A 20,857-nucleotide genomic window follows, 5' to 3' on the forward strand; every position below is an offset into this window, starting at 1 on the left:
GCCGACCGCATGATCGGCGCCGAGGGCACCGGGTTCGCCACCGCGATGAAGACCCTGGACCACACCCGGATCACCATCGCCGCCCAGGCCCTCGGCATCGCCCAGGGCGCCCTCGACTACGCCAAGGGCTACGTCAAGGAGCGCAAGCAGTTCGGCAAGCCGATCGCCGACTTCCAGGGTGTGCAGTTCATGCTCGCCGACATGGCCATGAAGCTGGAGGCGGCCCGGCAGCTCACCTACGCGGCCGCGGCGAAGTCCGAGCGGGTGGACGGCGACCTGACCTTCTTCGGTGCCGCCGCCAAGTGCTTCGCCTCCGACGTCGCGATGGAGGTCACCACCGACGCCGTCCAGCTCCTCGGCGGCTACGGCTACACCCGTGACTACCCCGTCGAGCGCATGATGCGCGACGCCAAGATCACCCAGATCTACGAAGGCACCAACCAGGTCCAGCGCATCGTCATGGCCCGCAACCTCCCGTAATCGTCTGCCACTTGAAAGGAGCCAGGCCGTGACCCTGAGGATCGCTGTCTGTGTGAAGTACGTTCCCGACGCCACGGGCGACCGCGGTTTCGCCGATGACCTGACCGTCGACCGCGACGAGGTCGACGGCCTCCTCTCGGAGCTGGACGAGTACGCCGTCGAGCAGGCGCTCCAGATCTCCGAGGCGTCCGACGACGCCGAGGTCACCGTCGTGACCGTCGGCCCCGACGACGCCAAGGACGCGCTGCGCAAGGCGCTGTCCATGGGCGCCGACAAGGCCGTCCACGTCAACGACGACGACATCCACGGTTCCGACGTCTTCGGCACCTCGGCGATCCTCGCCAAGGCGCTGGAGAAGACGGGCTTCGACCTGGTCGTGTGCGGCATGGCGTCCACGGACGGCGGCATGGGCGTGCTGCCCGCGCTGCTCGCCGAGCGCCTCGGCCTGCCCCAGGTGACGCTGCTGTCGGAGCTCTCCGTGGCGGACGGCCTGGTCAAGGGCCGTCGTGACGGCGACGCCGCCACCGAGCAGCTGGAGGCCCCGCTGCCGGCCGTCGTGTCCGTCACCGACCAGTCCGGCGAGGCCCGTTACCCCTCGTTCAAGGGGATCATGGCGGCCAAGAAGAAGCCGGTCGAGGAGCTGGACCTGGACGACCTCGGCATCGACGCCGACGAGGTCGGTCTGGCCGGGTCCTGGACCCTGGTGGACTCGGCCGCGGCGCGCCCGGCCCGTACCGCCGGCACGATCGTCACGGACGAGGGAGACGGCGGCAAGCAGCTCGCCGCGTTCCTCGCCACGCAGAAGTTCATCTGACCGTCACCGTTCACCGTTTCAGGAGCAATGAATCATGGCTGAGATCCTGGTTCTCGTGGACCACGCCGACGGTGCGGTCCGCAAGCCGGCCCTCGAACTGCTGACCCTGGCCCGCCGGATCGGCGAGCCCACCGCCGTCGTCCTCGGCGCCGGTGAGGCCGCGGCGGCGATCGCCGCCAAGGCCGGCGAGTACGGCGCGGCCACCGTGTGCGTCGCGGACGGCGCCGAGTTCGCCGAGCAGCTCGTCGTGCCGAAGGTCGACGCGCTCACGCAGATCGCCCAGGACAGGGGCGTCGCCGCCGTCCTCGTGACCTCCTCCGGGGAGGGCAAGGAGGTCGCCGCGCGGGTGGCCCTGCGCCTCGGCTCGGGCCTCATCACCGACGCCGTCGAACTGGAGGCCGGCGAGAACGGCCCGGTCGCCACGCAGTCCGTCTTCGCCGCCTCGTACCAGGTGAAGTCGACCGTCTCGCACGGCGTCCCGGTCGTCACCGTCAAGCCCAACTCCGCCGCCCCGGAGGCCGCCCCGGCCGCCGGCACGGTCGAGAACGTGACCGTCGCCTTCACCGGCAACGCCGCCAGGGTCGTCTCGCGGACCCCGCGCGTCTCCACCGGGCGCCCCGAGCTGACCGAGTCCGCGATCGTCGTCTCCGGCGGCCGTGGCGTCGGTGCGGCCGAGGGCTTCGAGGTCGTCGAGAAGCTCGCCGACTCGCTCGGTGCCGCCGTCGGCGCCTCGCGCGCCGCGGTCGACGCGGGCTGGTACCCGCACTCCAACCAGGTGGGCCAGACCGGCAAGCAGGTCTCGCCGCAGCTGTACGTCGCGGCGGGCATCTCCGGTGCGATCCAGCACCGCGCGGGCATGCAGACCTCGAAGACGATCGTCGCGGTCAACAAGGACCCGGAGGCCCCGATCTTCGACCTGGTCGACTACGGCGTGGTCGGCGACCTGTTCGCCGTCCTGCCGCAGCTGACGGACGAGATCGGCGCCCGCTGACCCGGAGTTCGCCGAGGAACGGCCCGCAGGTCCGGTCAGGACCCGCGGGCCGTTCCCGTACCGGGATCCGCAGGGACATGAGCGCCGGTGCCGCAGGACATGAGAAAGGGCCGGTCAGTGGCACCCCGTGCCACCTGCCGGCCCTTTTCGCGCGCGGTCAGATCCAGCCGTCGAGCGGGACCTCTTCGCAGAGACGGACGACCGGCTGCGCCGGCACGGTGCCGCCCGAGGAGAGTCTGACGCGCACGCCGGGGCGCACCGCGTGCAGCGGGCCGTCGACCCGGCAGCGGACCACGAAGCCCTCCGCCATGTGCACCGGCCAGAGATCCGCTTCGGCGGCGGTGACCCCGCGGCGCACGGTGATCACGCCCTCGCCCTCGCTGAGTTCGGGCGTCAGGTCGGTCGACCCGCAGGTCGGGCAGAGCAGTCTCTGGAACGTCGTGGTGTGGCACCAGCAGCAGCGCTGGAAGTAGAGCTCGGCGCCGGCGGCCGATTCCTCGGTCCGGACGGCGCCGCCGTTCCTCAGTCCCATCTGGAACACGATGCCTTCTCCTTGCACTCGGCGGCTCAACCGTGCATGGAGTCAATGTATGGCACTGAGTGCCATGGAATAAAGACCTGGGGAGACCTGCGTTCCCCGTCGTGATGACACTGAGACCCCTGGGGTACCGCGACCGCCCTCACGGCCGCGGCGCGGGTGCCGCACTCAGCTCCCGCCGATGCTCGATTCCACCTCGCGCACCACCCGCCACATGGGCGTCGAGCGCTTGGTGATGACGACGACCACGTCCTCGGTCTCCTCGCCGGCCGCGGCGCCTTGCGGGCGGCCGTCCGGGCTCCAGGTGTCCCGCACGAACTCCAGCGCCCGGTCGACCTCGGCCAGCGGATCCCCCTCGCCGCCGGAACGCAGCCAGTGCCGCAGCGCGTGGTTGTGCGCGGCGACCACACCGGCCGCGGCCACGTTGGCCCGCAGGGTGCCGTCGCGGCGGTCCGCGTAGCGGGTGCGGAGGTAGTCGCCGAGGGTCTTCTCGTACCGCCAGACGACCGACAGTTCGTACGTCCGCAGGCCCGCCACCTCACGGGTGAGGCGGTAGCGCTGCACGGAGAACGTGGGGTTCTCGGCGTACATCCGCATGACGAGGCGGGCGGCGTCGCAGACCCGGCCGATGGGGTCGTCGGTGTCCTCGCTGGCGGCCAGGAACTCGGTCATGTCGGCGAGGCACTGCTCGTGGTCGGGGAAGACCACGTCCTCCTTGGACGGGAAGTAGCGGAAGAAGGAGCGCCGTCCGACCCCGGCCGTGCGGACGATGTCGTCGACGGTGGTCTGTTCGTACCCCCGCTCCAGGAAGAGCTGGAAGGCCGCGGCGATGAGGGATTCCCGCATCCCGGGCTTCGCGGAGTTCGTGGACGCTGTTCCCGTTCCCATGGGCCGAACCTAGCACCCGGGTGCCATGATCACGGCACTTGGTGCCAGTCAAAGCTGGCACCAAGTGCTATCGATCAGCCGGCTCCGCGGGTCGCCGGCCTCAGCGGGCCGCCATGCGCAGGGCGCCGTCCATCCGGATCGTCTCGCCGTTGAGGTAGTCGTGCTCGGCGACCATGGTGACGAGCCGGGCGTACTCCTCCGGACGGGCCAGACGCTGCGGGAAGGTGACGCTCGCGCCGAGCCCGGCCCGGATCTCCTCGCTGAATCCGGCCATCATCGGGGTGTCGACGATGCCGGGGGCGATGGTGACGACCCGGATGCCGTACTGGGCGAGGTCACGGGCGGCCGTGACGGTCATGCCGGCGACTCCCGCCTTGGAGGCGGCGTACGCGATCTGCCCGACCTGGCCCTCGAAGGCGGCGATGGAGGCGGTGTTGACGACCAGCCCGCGCTGGCCGTGCTCGTCGGGCTCCTGGCGGGCGATGGCCTCGGAGGCCAGTCGCATCACGTTGAAGGTGCCGAGCAGGTTGACGTTCAGGACCGCGCGGAAGAGGTCGAGGTCGTGCGGGCCCTTGCGGCCGAGGATCCGGGCGGAGGGGGCGATCCCGGCGCAGTTGACGGCGAGCCGCAACTCGGCCCCGTCGGCCTCGATCCGGGCCAGGGCCTCGCGGACCGGACCCTCCTGGGTGACGTCGGCGGAGAGCAGGGTGACGCCGTCGGGCTGCGGACCGGCGGCGACGACCGCCTTGTCCAGGTCCAGGCCGTAGACGGTGGCGCCGCGGGCGGCGAGTGCGGCGGCGGTGGCGGCGCCGAGACCCGACGCCGCGCCGGTGACGAGCGCGGCGGAACCGGCGATGTCCATGGAACTCCTCGATCGTGTACGGATGGTCGGCTGATGTCGGGCGTCAGCGGGCGAGGCCGCGGCTGATCACCAGCCGCTGGATCTGGTTCGTGCCCTCGAAGATCTGCATGATCTTCGCCTCGCGCATGTAACGCTCGACCGGGAAGTCACGGGTGTACCCGTACCCGCCCAGGACCTGCACCGCGTCCGTGGTCACCTTCATGGCGGCGTCGGTCGCGATGAGCTTGGCCGCGCTGGCCTGGCGGCTGAACGGACGGCCGAGGTCGCATCGGCGGGCGGCGTCGAGGTAGGTGGCGCGGGCGGAGTCGACGGCCGCGGCCATGTCGGCGAGGAGGAAGCCGAGGCCCTGGTGGTCGACGATCCGGCGGCCGAACGTGGTGCGCTCGTTGGCGTAGTCGACGGCGGCGTCGAGGGCCGCCTGGGCCAGACCCGTGGCGCAGGCGGCGATGCCGAGCCGGCCGCAGTCGAGCGCGCTGAAGGCGATCTGGAGGCCCTGGCCCTCGTCCCCGATGAGCCGGCCGGCGTCGAGCAGCGCGCCGTCCCAGTGGGCGGAGGTGGTCGGGACCGCCTGGAGGCCCATCTTGCGCTCGGGCTTGCCGAAGGAGAGGCCCTCCGCACTGCCCGGGGCGAGGAAGCAGGAGACGCCGTGACTGCCGGGGGCCGTCCGGGCGAAGAGGGAGTAGAAGCCGGCCTTGCCGCCGTGGGTGATCCACGCCTTGGTGCCCGTGACGCGGTACGCGGTGCCGTCGGCGGTGCGCTCGGCCTTGCAGGAGAGGGCGGCGGCGTCGGAACCCGCCTGGGGCTCGGAGAGGCTGTATCCGCCGACCAGGTCGCCGGCGAGCATGGCGGGCAGCCAGCGCTGCTTCTGCTCGTCGGTGCCGAAGGAGTTCAGCGGGTGGCAGGCGAGCGTGTGGACGCTGGTGGCGACGGCGACGGCCGCCCAGCGGGCCGCCAGCTCCTCCAGGACCTGGAGGTACACCTCGTACGGCTGGCCTCCGCCGCCGAACTCCTCGGGGTACGCGAGGCCCAGCAGCCCCGCGTCGCCGAGGGTGGTGAACAGACCTTCCGGGTACGTCTCGGCGGCCTCGTGTTCGTCCACGCGGGGAGAGAGCTCCTTGTCGGCGATCTCCCGGGTGAGGGCGATGAGGTCCGCTGCCTCGGGGGTGGGAAGCAGGCGGTCGACATCCATGGCGACTCCAGTGACACTCAGCACCGTCGAAACGGTACTGGGGGCGGTACGGCAGTACCGTTGAGAGTAGCGCAGAAGTGGGACGCCGTAACCCCCGGAACAGGCCGACCGGCATACTGTTCGGGTGATCGAGACCTCAGCCGCCGACGCGCCCAAGCTGACGGGCCGCGGCGCGGCCCGCCGCTCCGCCCTGTTCGAGGAGCTGGTGGCCCTCCTGGTCGGCGAGGGCTTCGCGCAGCTGACGCTGGACGATCTCGCCGCCCGCCTGCACTGCTCGAAGCGCACGCTGTACGGCCTGGCGGGCAGCAAGGAGCAGCTCGTCCGGGCCGCCGTCGTCCACTTCTTCCGGCGCGCGACCACCCGGGTCGAGTCGGTCCTCGCCGCCGAGACCGAGCCGGCCCGCCGCCTCGCCGCCTACCTGCGGGCCGTCTCGGCCGAGCTGGCCCCGGTCTCGCCGCAGTTCTTCGACGACGTGGCCGCCTTCGAACCGGCCGCCGAGGTGTACGAGCGCAACACGCGGGCGGCGGCGGGCCGCGTGCAGCAGCTGATCGAGGAGGGCGTGCGGGCGGGCGCCTTCCGCGAGGTGCACGTGACCTTCGCGGCCGACGTCATCTCCTCGGTCATGGTCCGCATCCAGCGGCGCCAGGTGGCGGCGACGACCGGACTCGCGGACGCCGAGGCGTACGAGCAGCTGGCGGAGCTGCTCCTGAACGGCCTGACCAAGGGGTAGCGGGGGCCGCCGGAAGGGGACCCGGTCGCCACGGGCGACCCGGTGGCGCGACCCGCGTCACCGGGACCGGGCCCTGCGCCCGTCCGCGGACGCCGGTCCGATGTCCGTCGTCAGGGGGCGGGGACGACCGGCGGGTCCGCCAGGCGCAGGAGCTCCAGGGCCTGGGAGGGGAACCACTCCCCCGCCCGCGGGTCGGCGATCCCCCGTTCGGGGTCCAGCGGCCCCGCCGTACCGCGCAGGCACTGGCCGTCGGACTCGCCCGGGACCTTGATCCAGAGACGGGCGTCGTGGAGCGGGTCGCCGGTGGCGGTCGTGGGCGGGGCGCCGAGCCCTCGGCCGGGCGGATTGCACCAGTCCTGCGGATCGGTGTAGCGGCCGGCGGGCGGGGTCCAGGGACCCTGGCCGTTGCGGCTGGAGTCGGTGACGAAGTGCCTCATCCGGTCCGTCGGCGTGGTGACGTGGGCGGCCAGCCAGGCCCGCGCCTGCGCGCGGGGCAGCGTACGGTCCGGGCACTCGGCGGGGTCGCCGCCGCCTTCGGCGTGGGCGAGGCAGGAGGCGACGAGCGTGCCGTACCAGGTCGTGTCGTCGTCGGTGCGGTGGTTGGAGACGTTCACGGCGAAGCCGGTGGCACGTCCGGCCCCGGCCTTCAGCAGGCGGGCGACGACGGTGGGGACCGAGTGCCAGGCGGCATGGCCGGCGTCCACGTAGACCCGGGTGGCGGTGAGGGGTTCGAGGGCGTCGACGGCCCGGGCGAGCGCGGCGTACCGCTCGGCCGTCCGGGAGCCGGCGGCGTCGTCCTGTCCGCACTCCGAGGGGAGCAGGGCCAGGCCGTCGGGCTCCAGGACCACCACGGCCCGGTGGTCGCCGATGCCGCGGGCGACCGCCTCGGTCCAGGCCTTGTACGCGGCCGCGCCGCCCGCACCGCCGGCGGAGTACTGGGCGCAGTCCCGCCCCGGGAGGTTGTAGAGCACGAGGACGGGAACGCTGCCGTCCTCCTCCGCGGCGGAGACGACCCCGCGCACCTCGCGCTCGGTGTCGGCGGGGGTCGCGTCGCCGAACCACACCGCCTGCGGGGTGCGCGTCATGGCGAGCAGGGCCGCGGCGGTGGACGCGTCGCCACGGGCGACGAGGTCGCGGTGGTGCGCCCGGGCCGCGGCGGAGGGTTCGGGCGCGTACAGCCGCACGGGGGTCCCGGAGGGCACCGGGTCCTCGGCCGTGGGCGGCGTCCGCGCCGGCAGCAGGGCGACGAGTCCGAGGACGAGGGGAACGAGGAGGGCGAGCAGCAGGGCGCGTCGGCGCATGGGCCGTCCCTTCGTGCGCGTCACGGGATCGGGTCCCGTGTCCGGGGTGCCCGGCTCCCGGGAGCGTTCCCCCCGAGCCTCACCCCCGGCCCTGCGGGCGTCAACCGCGCGAACGGCTGATCACGCGGCCGGGCGCCGGGGTTCGAGGCGGCCCGTCAGGCGACCGAACCTATCCGGCCGGCGGGCGGGCGCGGGCCGTCGTGGTGGATCGGGGTGTGCGCGCCGGTCAGGGAGGCGCCCGTGCCGCCGCGGCGGTTGGCCACGATCTCGGCGGCGATCGACAGCGCCGTCTCCTCCGGCGTACGGGCGCCGAGGTCGAGTCCTATCGGGGAACGCAGGCGGGCCAGTTCGAGTTCGGTGACGCCGACCTCCCGCAGCCGCTTGTTGCGGTCCTCGTGGGTGCGGCGGGAACCCATCGCGCCGACGTAGGCGACAGGGAGCTTCAGGGCCGCTTCGAGGAGCGGCACGTCGAACTTGGCGTCGTGGGTCAGCACGCACAGGACCGTGCGGCCGTCGACCTCGGTCGACGCCAGGTAGCGGTGGGGCCATTCGACGACGATCTCGTCGGCCTCGGGGAACCGGGCCGGCGTCGCGAAGACGGGGCGGGCGTCGCACACGGTCACGTGGTAGCCGAGGAACTTCCCGACCCGCACGAGCGCCGAGGCGAAGTCGATGGCACCGAAGACGATCATGCGCGGCGGCGGCACGGACGACTCGACCAGGAGGGTGAGCGGCTGCCCGCAGCGGCTGCCGTCCTCGCCGATCACGACGGTGCCGGTGCGGCCGCCGTCCAGCATCGCGCGGGCCTCGCCCGCCGCGGTGCGGTCCAGTTCGGGATGGCCGCCGAGACCGCCTTCGTACGACCCGTCCGGGCGGACCAGCAGGGCCCGACCCATCAGCTCGGCGGGGCCCTCGACGATCCGGGCCAGGGCCGCCGCCTCGCCGGAGACGGCGGCTTCCAGGGCGGCGGGGTAGACCCCGCCGCGTACCGGGGTGACGAGGATGTCGATGATGCCGCCGCAGGTCAGACCGACCGCGAAGGCGTCCTCGTCGCTGTATCCGAAGCGCTCGACGACGGTCTCGCCGTCCTCGAGCGCCTGCGTGCACAGGTCGTAGACCGCGCCCTCCACACAACCTCCGGAGACCGAGCCGATCGCCGTGCCGTCAGTGTCGACGGCGAGCGCGGCGCCGGGCTGCCGGGGCGCGCTCCCGCCGACCGCCACGACGGTGGCGACGGCGAACTCGCGTCCCTGCTCGACCCACCGGTGCAGCTCTTCGGCGATGTCCAGCATCTCGGTCTCCTCGGGAGGTGTGGGGAGGGCGGCGGTACGGGCGTCAGCTGACGCCGAGCCAGCTCTCGATCGGATGGATCGCGAAGTACACGATGAAGATCGCGGTCAGGCCCCACATGAAGGCGCCCACTTCGCGTGCCTTGCCCTGCGCCACCTTGATGACGGCGTAGGAGATGACGCCGGCCGCGACACCCGTGGTGATGGTGTAGGTGAAGGGCATCAGGACCACGGTGAGGAACACCGGGATCGCGACGGAGCGGTCGCTCCAGTCGACGTGCTTGGCGTTCTGCATCATCATCGCGCCGATGACGACCAGGGCGGCGGAGGCGACCTCGGCCGGCACGATCGCGGTGAGCGGGGTGAAGAAGAGACAGGCCGCGAAGAACGCGCCGGTGACCACGGAGGCGAGACCCGTACGGGCTCCCTCTCCGACGCCGGTCGCCGACTCGACGAAGACGGTCTGGCCGGAGCCGCCGACGCCGCCGCCGAGGATGCCGCCGGCACCGTCGATGAACAGCGCCTTGGACAGGCCCGGCATCCGGCCCTGCTCGTCGGCGAGCTTGGCCTCGGAGCCGACGCCGATGATCGTGGCCATGGCGTCGAAGAAGCCCGCGAGCACCAGGGTGAAGACGATCATGGTGATGGTGATGTAGCCGACGTCGCCCCAGCCGCTGAAGGACACCTCGCCGATGAGCGAGAAGTCCGGCGCGGAGACGGCGCTGCCGTGGAGCTCCGGCGGGCCGGAGAACCAGGCGCCCGCGCCCTCCTTCGGGACGTCCGCGACCGCGTTGACGATCGCGGCGATCACCGTGCCGGCGACGATGCCGATGAGGATGGCGCCGGGGATGTTGCGGGACTGCAGGGCGAAGATCAGGAGCAGGGTGACCGCGAAGATCAGTACGGGCCAGCCCTGGAGCTCACCGGCCGGGCCGAGGGTGACCGGGCCTCCGCCGGGGGAGGGGTTCTCGTGCACGAAGCCGGCCTTCACGAAGCCGATGATCGCGATGAAGAGGCCGATGCCGATGGTGATCGCGTGCTTGATCGCCAGCGGGATCGCGTTCATGATCATCTCGCGCAGCCCGGTGACCACCAGAAGGCAGATCACCACACCGTAGGCCACACACATGGCCATCGCCTGGGGCCAGGTCATCACGGCGACGACCTGCGAGGAGAGCACACCGGAGACGCTGAGACCGGCTGCCAGGGCGAGGGGGACCTTGCCCCAGAAGCCCATCAGCAGGGTCGTCGCGGCGGCGGCCAGAGCGGTCGCCGTGATGAGTGCGGGCTGGCTGAGGACGTTGCCGTCCACGTCCTTGCCGCCGAGGATCAGGGGGTTGAGCAGGAGAATGTACGCCATCGCCATGAAGGTGGTGACGCCGCCGCGTATCTCCGTCGCGACGGTGGATCCTCTCTCCGAGATGTGAAAGTACCGGTCGAGCCAAGAGCGGCCGGCGGGGACGTTCGAGCCGGAGCCCGCGTCCTCCGAGGCGGTCTTGGGCTCCACTGACGACTGGGTCATGGGGCCTACTCCCAAGGTTCAAAGGGACACCCGCATCCGACGGGGAAGACGGAGGTGCTGCGGGATTTGGGATGGTGCGTTGGCTGCACGACCCGGGGGACGGCCCGAGACGAACGTGGACGGATCGGATCCATCCGGTGTTTCGCGGTACTGCTGGTGATGCGGGTGATGCCGGGGATCGCTCCGGACGGCGCGGGCGGGGAAGTGTGACGTTCCCGGATGGCGCGCCGCCCGGAGAGTCCTACAAGGTGCCGGTGAGCGCCTCGGGGCGGACCGGCGTCTTGTTGAGCTCCAGACCCGTCGCCTGCCGGATCGCCGCGAGGACGGCCGGCGTGGACGAGAGGGTCGGGGCCTCGCCGAGTCCCCGCAGGCCGTAGGGCGCGTTGGGGTCGGCGAGTTCGAGCACGTCGACCGGGATGGTCGGCGTGTCGAGGATCGTCGGGATCAGGTAGTCCGTGAAGGAGGGGTTGCGCACCTTCGCGGTCTTCGGGTCCACGATGATCTCTTCCATCACCGCGACGCCCAGGCCCTGGGTGGTGCCACCCTGGATCTGGCCGACGACGGAGAGCATGTTGAGCGCCTTGCCGACGTCCTGGGCGGTGGCGAGCTCGATGACCTTCACCAGGCCGAGCTCGGTGTCCACCTCCACCACCGCGCGGTGCGCGGCGAAGGTGTACTGGACGTGGCCGTCGCCCTGGCCGGTGACGAGGTCGAACGCCTGCGTCGGCCGGTGGCGGAACTCGAGCTCGATGTCGATCGTCTCGTTCTCCAGGACGTCCGCCAGCGAGGCGAGGACCTCGCCGCCGTCGGTCACGACCTTGCCGCTCTCCAGGACCAGCTCGGCCGTCGCCCACGCGGGGTGGTACGAGCCGAACTTCCGCCGGCCGATCTCCAGGACCCGCTCGCGGACGGCCTCGCAGGTGTTCTTCACCGCGCCACCGGTCATGTACGTCTGCCGGGAGGCGGACGTCGAACCGGCGGAGCCGACCTGGGTGTCGGCCGGGTGGATGGTCACCTGCGTGACACCGAGCTCCGTACGGGCGATCTGGGCGTGCACGGTGACACCGCCCTGACCGACCTCGGCCATGGCCGTGTGGACCATCGCGACGGGCTCGCCGTTGATGACCTCCAGGCTCACCCGGGCGGTCGAGTAGTCGTCGAAGCCCTCGGAGAAGCCGACGTTCTTGATGCCGACGGCGTAGCCGACACCGCGGACGACGCCCTCGCCGTGCGTGGTGTTCGACAGGCCACCGGGCAGCGCGCGGACGTCCGCGCCCTCGCCTGCGGTCTCCCACTGGCGCTCCGGCGGCATCGGACGGGCCTTCACCCGGCGCAGCAGCTCGGCGACCGGGGCCGGCGAGTCCACGACCTGGCCGGTCGGCATGATCGTGCCCTGCTCCATGGCGTTGAGCTGGCGGAACTCGACCGGGTCCATGTCCAGCTTCGCCGCGAGCCTGTCCATCTGCGCCTCGTAGGCGAAGCAGGCCTGGACGGCGCCGAAGCCGCGCATCGCGCCACAGGGCGGGTTGTTGGTGTAGAGCGCGATCGCCTCGATGTCGACGTCGTCGATGACGTACGGGCCGACGGAGAGGGAGGACGCGTTGCCGACGACGGCCGGGGAGGCCGAGGCGTAGGCGCCGCCGTCGAGCACGATCCGGCACTTCATGTGCGTGATCTTGCCGTCCTTGGTGGCCCCGTGCTCGTACCAGAGCTTCGCCGGGTGGCGGTGGACATGGCCGAAGAAGGACTCGAAGCGGTTGTAGACGATCTTGACCGGCTTGCCGGTGCGCAGCGCCAGCAGGCAGGCGTGGATCTGCATCGAGATGTCCTCGCGGCCGCCGAAGGCACCGCCGACGCCGGAGAGCGTCATGCGCACCTTCTCCTCGGGCAGGCCGAGGACGGGGGCGATCTGCTTGAGGTCCGAGTGCAGCCACTGGGTGGCGACGTACAGGTCGACGCCACCGTCCTCGGCGGGTACGGCGAGGCCGGACTCCGGGCCGAGGAACGCCTGGTCCTGCATGCCGAAGACGTACTCGCCCTCGACGATCACGTCGGCCCTCTTGCGGGCCTCCGTCACGTCGCCGCGGATGATCGGCTGGCGGTGCACGATGTTCGGGTGCGTGACGTGACCGATGTGGTGGTCGTCGCGGCCCTCGTGGATGAGCGGCGCGTCGGCGGCGAGGGCGGACGCCTCGTCGGTGACGAGCGGCAGCTCCCGGTAGTCGATCTTCACCTTGGCCGCGGCACGGCGGGCGGTCTCCGGGTGGTCGGCGGCGATCAGGGCCACCGGCTCGCCGTGGTGCCGTACCCGGCCGTTGGCGAGGACGGGGGTGTCCTGGATCTCCAGGCCGTAGTTCTTCATCGCGGCCGGCAGGTCGTCGTACGTGAGCACGGCGTACACGCCGGACATCGCGAGGGCCTCGGAGACGTCGATGGAGACGATCTCGGCGTGCGCGACGGTCGAGCGGAGGGTCTGGCCCCACAGCATGTCCTCGTGCCACATGTCCGAGGAGTAGGCGAACTCGCCGGTGACCTTGAGGGTGCCGTCGGGGCGGAGCGTGGACTCGCCGATGCCGCCCTGGTTGTGCTTCTGGGTGACGTTCGTCGGTGTGCCCGCCGGAGCGGTGCGCGTGTTCTGCGCCATGGTCAGACCGCCTCTCCCTGACGGGCGGCCGCCAGGCGGACCGCGTCGAGGATCTTCTCGTAGCCCGTGCAGCGGCAGAGGTTGCCGGACAGGGCCTCCCTGATGTCCTGGTCGGACGGGTCGCTCTGCCGCTCCAGGAGCTCGTCGGCGGCGATCAGCAGACCCGGCGTGCAGAAGCCGCACTGGACGGCGCCGGCGTCGATGAACGCCTGCTGGATCGGGGAGAGTTCCACGCCCTCGCCGGTCTGCGAGTCCTGGCCGGCCCGCGAGCCGGGCTCGCCCTGCGAGGGACGCGCCTCCCACTTCCGGGCGGTGTCGAGCGAGGTGCCGCAGGCGCCGGTGGCGCAGCCGCCGTGGCCGGCGTGCTCCTCGCGCTGCTTGGCGAAGTCGGCGAGGCCCTCGACGGTGACGACGTCGCGGCCCTCGACCTGCCCGGCGGCGACCAGGCAGGAACAGACCGGCACGCCGTCGAGGCGGACCGTGCAGGAACCGCATTCACCCTGCTCGCAGGCGTTCTTGGAGCCGGGCAGGCCCATCCGCTCACGCAGGACGTAGAGGAGGGACTCGCCCTCCCACACGTCGTCGGCTTCCTGCGGACGACCGTTGACCGTGAAATTGACGCGCATGACTATGCAGCTCCCTCAAGCGGGCGGCCGGTGCCGCGGTACTGCTCCCAGGTCCAGCCGAGCTGGCGGCGGGCCATGATGCCGACGGCGTGGCGGCGGTACTTGGCGGTGCCTCGGACGTCGTCGATCGGGTTCGCCGCGCCCGAGCACAGGTCGGCGAACTGCTTGGCGATCGACGGGGTGATGATCTTGCCGCTCTCCCAGAAGCCGCCCTCCTCCAGCGCCGCGTTCAGGAAGGTCTCGGCCTCCTTGGCGCGGATCGGGGTCGGCGCGGCCGAACCGATGCCGGTACGGACGGTGCGGGTCTCCGGGTGGAGCGCGAGGCCGAAGGCGCAGACCGCGATGACCATCGCGTTGCGGGTGCCGACCTTGGAGTACTGCTGGGGACCGTCCGCCTTCTTGATGTGGACGGTCTTGATGAGCTCGTCGGGCTCCAGCGCGTTGCGCTTCACGCCCGTGTAGAACGCGTCGATCGGGATGAACCGGTTGCCACGCACCGATTCGACCTCGACCTCGGCGCCCGCTGCGAGCAGTGCGGGGTGCGCGTCGCCGGCGGGGGACGCGGTGCCGAGGTTGCCGCCGACGCCGCCGCGGTTGCGGATCTGCGGGGAGGCGACCGTGTGCGAGGCGAGGGCCAGGCCCGGGAGCTCGGCCCGCAGGTGCTCCATGATCGCGGTGTACGGGACGGAGGCGCCGAGGCGCACGTTCTCCTCCCCGACCTCCCACTCGCTCAGCAGCTCGATACGGTTGAGGTCCAGGAGGTACTCGGGGCGCCGGTGGTCGAAGTTGATCTCGACCATGACGTCGGTGCCGCCTGCGATGGGCACGGCCGTGGGGTGCTCTGCCTTGGCGGCGAGCGCCTCCTCCCAGCTGGCGGGGCGAAGGAAGTCCATGGTGGCTCTCTTCTTGTGCTTCTAGTGGTCGGGGGTCCGTCGTACGGGCCCGGGGGGACGGCCGGCCCTCGACTTCGAATTCGTGTTCATGTGCTGTTCACGCGATGTGTGGCCTAGTACACAAGCCCGGCGCGGCGGGGTGCAGTCACCGAAAACATGAAGGAGTTGGCTGGTGACCTTCCTCGTCTTGTAGATTCGAACGAAAGGCGAGGCTCGGCAACCTCTCCGTTTTCCCCTGGAAACCCCGGCACCGGGCCACCGTCGACAACGCGACACTCTCCCGCGCCGCAGATCCTGGGGAACCACCTGTTCATGTCTTACCCACGAATGACTGACGAGAAGGAACGGCGGCGACGAGATGCGGCTGCGCGCACTGTTGGAAACCGACGCGCTGGGGCTGCGCCTGCTCGGTGGCGAGGACGAGCTGGACCGCACCGTCCGCGGCGTGATGACGACGGACCTCAAGGACCCCAGCCGGTATCTGTCCGGGGGCGAGCTGGTCCTCACCGGGCTCGCCTGGCTCCGCGAGCCGGCGGACGCCGAGCCGTTCGTCCGGATCCTGGCCTCCGCCGGGGTCGCCGCCCTCGCGGCGGGCGAGGCGGAGCTCGGGGACATCCCCGACGACCTCGTCCAGGCGTGTTCTCGCCATCGTCTGCCGCTCTTCGCGGTGAACGAGTCCGTTGCGTTCGCGACGATCACCGAGCACGTTGTTCGACAGGTCTCCGGCGAGCGGGCCGGCGACCTGGCCGCCGTCGTGGACCGCCACCGGCGCCTGATGACCTCCGGTCCGACGGGCGGCGGTCCGGACGTGGTCCTCGACCTGCTCGGTTCCGACCTCGACCTGCGGGCCTGGGTCCTCTCCCCCACCGGCCGCCAGATCGCGGGGGCGGGCGAACCGCTGGACGGGACCCTCGCCGCGCGGCTGGCCGGCGAGCACCTGGCCGCCACCCGGACCGGCCGCCGCGGCCCGCACCGGCTGAACGCCGCCGGGGCGACGTACTCGCTCTTCCCGATCCGCAACACCGGCCGCGGGGCCGCACCCGCCTCGCGGGACGTGCGGGAGACGGTGCTGTCCGACTGGCTGCTGGCCGTCGAGGCGGACGCCGGGGAGTGGCCCGCGGCACGGCTGGACCTGCTCCAGGGCGTCACCCAGCTGATCGCCGTGGAACGGGACCGGCGGGACGCGGCCCGCACGGTCCGGCGCCGGCTCGCCCAGGAGGTCCTCGAGCTGGTCCAGACGGGCGCGGCGCCGGCCGAGATCGCGGCCCGCCTGCGGGTGGCCGCGCCGGTCCTGCTGCCGGGCCTGGGCACCGCGCCGCACTGGCAGGTCGTCGTCGCCCGGGTGGAGTGGGAGCCCGAGGGCGGGGCCGGCCAGACGGTGGACGGCGGCCCGGTCGCCCAGGCGCTGCTGGAGGAGATCCTCGTCGACCCCGCGACCGTCGGACCGGACTCGGCCGACCGGATCGCCGTGGCCCACCACGGGGACGAGGCCATCGCCCTGGTCCCGCTGCCCGCGGGCCCGCTGCCGGACAGCGAGGACGAGGACCGGGGCGCGAGCGTCGGTCTGCATGCGGACGTGCTTCTCGCGGGGGTGCGGGACCCCCTGTCGTCCGGCCTCGCCGACGACGGCCGACTCACCCTGGGCGTCAGCGCCGCCGTCCACTCGGCGGAGGGCCTGCGCGGCGCGCTGGAGGAGGCCCGGCACGCCCGCCGGGTCGCCGCCGCCCGCCCGGGGCGGGTCTGCGCGGCCGGCCATCACGAGCTGGCCTCGCACGTCCTGCTCCTCCCGTTCGTGCCCGACGACGTCCGCCGCGCCTTCACCGCCCGGCTGCTCGACCCGCTGCGGGACTACGACCGCCGGCACCGTGCGGAGCTGATCCCCACGCTGGAGGCCTTCCTGGACTGCGACGGGTCCTGGACACGCTGTGCGACGCGACTCCACCTGCATGTGAACACCCTGCGCTACCGGGTCGGCAGGATCGAGCAACTCACCGGGCGGGACCTGTCGCGCCTCGAGGACAAGCTGGACTTCTTCCTGGCCCTGCGGATGAGCTGAGCCGGACCCCCCGGGGGGGGTGGCCGGGGCCCGGCTCCCGGGACGGGGCGGCGGGTACGGGCCTCCGGGCGGGCGCCTGCGGGTGCGGGGCACGCGCACCGCCCCGGGCGGCCCGGCCGCCGTTCCGCCGCCCTCCTCACCACCCGTCCGGCGCAAGGGGGTGTCCCGCCGTTTCACGCCGGGAGCCCGGCACGATCGGCAGGACGTTCCCCGAGGGCTGTCCCGTCCCGGCCCTCACCCGGAAGACGGACACGGAGATTCATCTCTTCGAGCGAGGGCGCGGATCCCGCGCACGGGAAATCCGGCCCGCGCACGGCGCGGGACGAAAGCCCCCCGGCTTTCCCGGAAGAGTCGGGAACCGCTCCGAATCGGCCCGTCCACCGGTCACATCGGGCCTTCTGTGTCCGTATACCGGATAAACACAAGGCACTTGTGAATTCATTCACCTGACCCCTTGGCCAGGCCCGCCCGTTCGTGCTGAGATTCCAGCCTCACTCAACAGCTCAATGGTGCGCTCGGGGAGGGCAATGTGGCGGACACCGCCATGTCTGGTTCCGAAACGACGGAGGGTGACGATCCGTCCCTTGCCTACGGCAAGGCGACCCCCATGGAGACGGCCATATGGCGGCTGCGTTCGCGCGGCTGCTGGACGGACGCCGCCGCGCTGCTCGCGCCCCGCGCGACCGAGCCGGCCGCGGCGCTCGAACGGGCCGCGCTGCTGATCGAGCGGTGTCTGTACACCGAGCGGGGCTGGGCCGATGCGGACGAGGCCCTGCGGGCGGCCGAGGCGGTGGCCCAGAGCGACGAGGAGCGCGGGGCGGCGGCCTGCGAACGCGGCTACCTGGCCTACGCGTCGACCCTGCTCGGCGTCCGGGACCGGGCGGACGAGGCACGGGCCGCGCTGGGCCGGGCCGCCGCACTGATCAGCCCCTCGGCCGAGGGGCGGCCCCTGCTCGACTTCCGGCGCGGGCTGGTGGCCCAGAACCTCGGCGACTCCCCGGAAGCGGCCCGCGCGGCCTACCGTCGCGCCCACGCCGGGGCGACCGCCCAGGGTGACGCCCTGCTGCTGTCCTTCACCTGGCGCCACCTCGCCGGAATCGCCCTGCGCGAGGGCGAGTTGGCGGAGGCCCGGCACGGGTTCGCCGAATCGCTGCGGATCCGGGAGGAGCTGGGCTATCTCGTCGGCACGGCGCCGGCCCTCACCGCGCTCGCCGACACCGAGACGGAACCCGAGGCCGGGCGGCTCCGGGAGGAGGCCCGCAGACTGTTCCGGCTGCTCGGTGGCGTTCCCACCTGGCTGGCCGGACAACTGGCCCTCCCGCGCCCGGCCGTCTGAGGACGATCCGGGCTTCCCTGCGACAGGGGTGACGACGCGTCACTCGATGACGCGTCGTCACCTCACCCTTCCGGTGGGGTTCTTCACCGGCTCTCGCGGCCGGCCGGGTCCAGGCGGACCAGCACCTCGTCCATCCCGATCACCAGCGAGCCGTCCGGGGTGACCGCCACCGCGCGGACGGGCGGCCCCGGGCGGAAGGCCAGCCGGGTGCCGGAGTCGAGGTGGTGCAGTTCGACGAGCCCGTCGGCCCAGGCGACCGCGAGCGCGGGCCCGGCCGCGGTCGGCGTCGCGTGCACGTCCACGACCGCCGCCTCCCGCGCGGTGAGCGGGCCCGGCTTGGGATCCTGGCCCGGGACCCAGACGCGGACCGTGCCGTCCGCGCCGCCGCTGCAGACGAAGGGCGTGGCCGTCTCGGCGGCCGTCACCGCGGTGACGCGTCCGCTGTGCAGCGAGGCCTGGTGAACGCCCGTCAGGCCGAAGGCGTGCACGGATCCGAGCCGGTCGCCGACCACCACCGAGCCGGCGATCGCCGCGAGCGCGGTGCCCGGGTGCCGGCTGAGCGTCGCCGTCACGGCCTCGGTGAGCCGTTCCAGGTACGGCGGACGGGGCGCCGAGCCCCGTACGGTGTGCAGCCGGCCGCGCTCGTCCAGGAGCAGGACGGCGCCGTCGGGTGCGGGTGCGAGGGCCTTGACCCGGCCGCCGGGGCTGGTGGCCGGTTCGCCGACGGGATGGGCGTCGAGGGGATCCAGCAGAGTGACGGTCTCGGTCGGGCCGGCGACGAGCAGACCGCCCCGGCCCACGCCGAGGGAGGTCGCCGGGCCCGGCCAGGGCGGGGTCAGGTCGCCGCGGACCCGGGTCCACCGCACCCGCCACGGCGCGGCGGCCGCGAGCTCCGCGAGGGCTGGCCGGAGCCGGGGGTCCGCGCCGTCACCGAGGGATCCGAGCAGGACGAGGGCGCGGTCGGCGGGGTCCTGGTCGCGGCTGAGGGACTGACCGGCGCGCAGCCAGGCGGCCCGCAGTCCTCCGTGCTCCTCTTCCGGGTCGGCGGCGTAGGCGGTGGTGACGCGCACCGGGTCGGCGGTGCAGACGGCGACGGGGTCGGCCGGGTCGGGCCCCGGCTCCGCCTCTCCCGGCCACGGGCCGGCCGGTGCCGCCGCCCCGCCGTCCACGGACACCGTCGCGGCACGCCGGGCGGTCAGCGGGGCGGGCGGGTGCGGTCCGGTCTCGACGACCATGCGGACGCGACCGGACTCGGCCAGGTCGGCGAGCAGTTCGGCGCAGGCATCGGGTTCGGCGGCGGACTGCAGGTCCGTGAGGAGGAGCACGGCGCGGCGGGTCTCGGTGGTGGCGAGGACCCGGACCAGTTCCCCCGGTGTGCGGGCGACCACGCCGAGGCGGTTCGCCAGCGCCCAGGCGGCGCCGAGGGCGCTCTGTCCGGCGAGCGGCACGACCGCCCGTGCCGACCGCCGGCGGCGGCCGCCCGAGCGGGCGCCGTACGTGGCGAGCCAGGCCAGCAGGGCGGTCTTGCCGCGCTCCGGTCCGCCGGTGACCAGGCAGAGCCGCGGCGCGTCGGGGTCGGTCAGCCAGCCGAGCAGTGCGGCGGCGGCGGCCTCGGTGCCGGCGGGGGGCCGCTGCCCGCGGGGGGACCCGCTCACGGGTGCCCTCCCCCGGCCGTGCGCCGGGGAGATCCCCACCGCACCGGATTCGGAGTCGCGGACGGCATGGGACACCTCACGGACGGCGCTGCGCGAGCCGGCCTGCGGGCCGGCCGGCGGGACGGGCTGACGGCAACGACCTTAGTGGTCAGCCACCCGATCCGGTGAAGTGCTCGCGGACCAGGGACTGCACGACCGCCAGGTCCTGGGCGATCAGCGCGTCGAGCAGGGCGGTGTGCTCGGCCGCGTCGGCGACGAGGTCGCCGTGCCGGGTCACGGGGGCGCTCGTCAGCGGCCACTGGGAGCGGCGGTGCAGGTCGTCGGCGACGGCCAGCAGCTGTTCGTTGCCGGCCAGGGAGAGGACGGCGCGGTGGAAGGCGCGGTCGGTCTCGGCGTAGTGGGCGCGGTCCCCGCGGGCCGCGGCCGCTCCGGTGGCTTCGGCGAGGGGCCGGAGCTCGGCCCAGCGGGCGGCCGGGACGGTGCGGGCCAGCCGCAGCATGACGGGGACCTCGATGAGCGCGCGGACCTCGGCGAGCTCGGCGAGCTCGCGGGGGGTCCGTTCGGTGACCCGGAAGCCCCGGTTCGGCACGACCTCGACGGCGCCCTCGATCGCGAGCTGCTGCATGGCCTCGCGCACGGGGGTCGCGGAGACCCCGAAGCGTTCGGCGAGGACGGGGGCGGAGTAGACCTCGCCGGGGACCAGTTCGCCGCCGACGAGGGCGGTGCGCAGTGCCCGCAGGATCTGGCCGCGGACGGAGTGGCGCTGGACCGGGCGCGGGAGGCGGGGGGCGGGCGGTTCGCAGTGGGTGTGCTCGCCGCGGGCCGCACCCGAGGGCTCGGGGCGGGGTGCGGCGCCGCTCCCGCGCGCCTGCGCGGGGACGCGCGCGGCATCGTCGTACGGCGGGTACGGCTCCTCCGCCGCCCGCTCGCGCGCCCTGCCCTGCTCCACCCGGGTCCTCCTGCGGCTTCGTGCCGGGCCCGGCTCGCGATACCGGGGCCCCCTGTGCACCATAGGCGGACAGGGCTGCAGTTCAAACATCGCA

The 20,857-nt window shown here is 73.0% G+C and carries 18 protein-coding genes; 6 read left to right on the top strand and 12 right to left on the bottom strand.

The features are described 5' to 3' along the window. From ACGFZF_RS35175 to ACGFZF_RS35185, 3 genes are all read left to right on the top strand, one after another. Window positions 1-480, top strand: a 480-nt coding sequence (locus ACGFZF_RS35175) for an acyl-CoA dehydrogenase family protein (RefSeq protein WP_393561017.1), incomplete at its 5' end; no start/stop codon positions are given. Window positions 481-508: 28 nt separating this feature from the next. Further along, on the top strand, window positions 509-1,294 hold the full coding sequence (locus ACGFZF_RS35180) for an electron transfer flavoprotein subunit beta/FixA family protein (protein WP_393561019.1): 786 nt from the start codon (window positions 509-511) through the stop codon (window positions 1,292-1,294). 34 nt (window positions 1,295-1,328) lie between these two features. Beyond that, complete coding sequence (locus ACGFZF_RS35185) at window positions 1,329-2,285, top strand: electron transfer flavoprotein subunit alpha/FixB family protein (RefSeq protein ID WP_393561021.1); 957 nt, start codon at window positions 1,329-1,331, stop codon at window positions 2,283-2,285. A 157-nt stretch (window positions 2,286-2,442) separates the two neighbouring features. On the opposite strand, the gene ACGFZF_RS35190 is transcribed toward ACGFZF_RS35185, so the two are convergent. The 4 genes from ACGFZF_RS35190 to ACGFZF_RS35205 form a co-directional block, all read right to left on the bottom strand. Beyond that, window positions 2,443-2,817, bottom strand: a complete 375-nt coding sequence (locus tag ACGFZF_RS35190; RefSeq protein WP_356609533.1) for a hypothetical protein — start codon at window positions 2,815-2,817, stop codon at window positions 2,443-2,445. A 174-nt stretch (window positions 2,818-2,991) separates the two neighbouring features. Beyond that, complete coding sequence (locus tag ACGFZF_RS35195; RefSeq protein ID WP_393561023.1) at window positions 2,992-3,711, bottom strand: TetR/AcrR family transcriptional regulator; 720 nt, start codon at window positions 3,709-3,711, stop codon at window positions 2,992-2,994. Window positions 3,712-3,811: 100 nt separating this feature from the next. After that, entirely contained in the window at window positions 3,812-4,573 is a 762-nt protein-coding gene (locus tag ACGFZF_RS35200) for an SDR family NAD(P)-dependent oxidoreductase (protein ID WP_393561025.1), read from the bottom strand. A gap of 43 nt (window positions 4,574-4,616) precedes the next feature. Beyond that, window positions 4,617-5,762 (bottom strand): acyl-CoA dehydrogenase family protein, encoded by a 1,146-nt coding sequence (locus tag ACGFZF_RS35205; RefSeq protein WP_393561186.1) that lies wholly within the window; start codon window positions 5,760-5,762, stop codon window positions 4,617-4,619. Window positions 5,763-5,886: 124 nt separating this feature from the next. Here ACGFZF_RS35205 and ACGFZF_RS35210 point away from each other — a divergent pair, with 124 nt between their 5' ends. Next, a complete protein-coding gene (locus ACGFZF_RS35210) occupies window positions 5,887-6,492 on the top strand; it encodes a TetR/AcrR family transcriptional regulator (RefSeq protein ID WP_393561027.1) in 606 nt (201 codons plus the stop codon). Between the two features lie 110 nt (window positions 6,493-6,602). Here the strand turns inward: ACGFZF_RS35210 and ACGFZF_RS35215 are convergent, their stop codons facing one another. The 6 genes from ACGFZF_RS35215 to ACGFZF_RS35240 form a co-directional block, all read right to left on the bottom strand. Next, window positions 6,603-7,793: a glycoside hydrolase family 6 protein gene (locus ACGFZF_RS35215; protein WP_393561029.1), complete on the bottom strand. Its 1,191-nt coding sequence runs from the start codon at window positions 7,791-7,793 to the stop codon at window positions 6,603-6,605. 155 nt (window positions 7,794-7,948) lie between these two features. Continuing rightward, a complete protein-coding gene (locus ACGFZF_RS35220; protein WP_393561031.1) occupies window positions 7,949-9,085 on the bottom strand; it encodes an XdhC family protein in 1,137 nt (378 codons plus the stop codon). 43 nt (window positions 9,086-9,128) lie between these two features. Next, on the bottom strand, window positions 9,129-10,604 hold the full coding sequence (locus ACGFZF_RS35225; RefSeq protein WP_393561033.1) for an NCS2 family permease: 1,476 nt from the start codon (window positions 10,602-10,604) through the stop codon (window positions 9,129-9,131). A gap of 241 nt (window positions 10,605-10,845) precedes the next feature. Beyond that, complete coding sequence (pucD, locus tag ACGFZF_RS35230; protein ID WP_393561036.1) at window positions 10,846-13,248, bottom strand: xanthine dehydrogenase subunit D; 2,403 nt, start codon at window positions 13,246-13,248, stop codon at window positions 10,846-10,848. Window positions 13,249-13,250: 2 nt separating this feature from the next. Then, on the bottom strand, window positions 13,251-13,874 hold the full coding sequence (locus tag ACGFZF_RS35235) for a (2Fe-2S)-binding protein (protein WP_393561038.1): 624 nt from the start codon (window positions 13,872-13,874) through the stop codon (window positions 13,251-13,253). 2 nt (window positions 13,875-13,876) lie between these two features. Further along, complete coding sequence (locus tag ACGFZF_RS35240) at window positions 13,877-14,767, bottom strand: FAD binding domain-containing protein (RefSeq protein ID WP_393561040.1); 891 nt, start codon at window positions 14,765-14,767, stop codon at window positions 13,877-13,879. 358 nt (window positions 14,768-15,125) lie between these two features. Here ACGFZF_RS35240 and ACGFZF_RS35245 point away from each other — a divergent pair, with 358 nt between their 5' ends. Then, window positions 15,126-16,823, top strand: a complete 1,698-nt coding sequence (locus ACGFZF_RS35245) for a PucR family transcriptional regulator (protein ID WP_393561041.1) — start codon at window positions 15,126-15,128, stop codon at window positions 16,821-16,823. A 544-nt stretch (window positions 16,824-17,367) separates the two neighbouring features. Next, a complete protein-coding gene (locus ACGFZF_RS35250) occupies window positions 17,368-18,159 on the top strand; it encodes a hypothetical protein (protein WP_393561043.1) in 792 nt (263 codons plus the stop codon). An 83-nt stretch (window positions 18,160-18,242) separates the two neighbouring features. Here the strand turns inward: ACGFZF_RS35250 and ACGFZF_RS35255 are convergent, their stop codons facing one another. Continuing rightward, window positions 18,243-19,814: a WD40 repeat domain-containing protein gene (locus ACGFZF_RS35255; protein WP_393561045.1), complete on the bottom strand. Its 1,572-nt coding sequence runs from the start codon at window positions 19,812-19,814 to the stop codon at window positions 18,243-18,245. Between the two features lie 148 nt (window positions 19,815-19,962). Further along, window positions 19,963-20,763 carry a GntR family transcriptional regulator gene (locus ACGFZF_RS35260; RefSeq protein ID WP_393561047.1) on the bottom strand — a complete coding sequence of 267 codons (801 nt, stop codon included), beginning with the start codon at window positions 20,761-20,763 and terminating at the stop codon, window positions 19,963-19,965. Window positions 20,764-20,857 lie beyond the last annotated feature (94 nt).

The sequence above is a fragment of the Streptomyces sp. NPDC048338 genome (assembly GCF_043201055.1).
GTDB lineage: Bacteria > Actinomycetota > Actinomycetes > Streptomycetales > Streptomycetaceae > Streptomyces.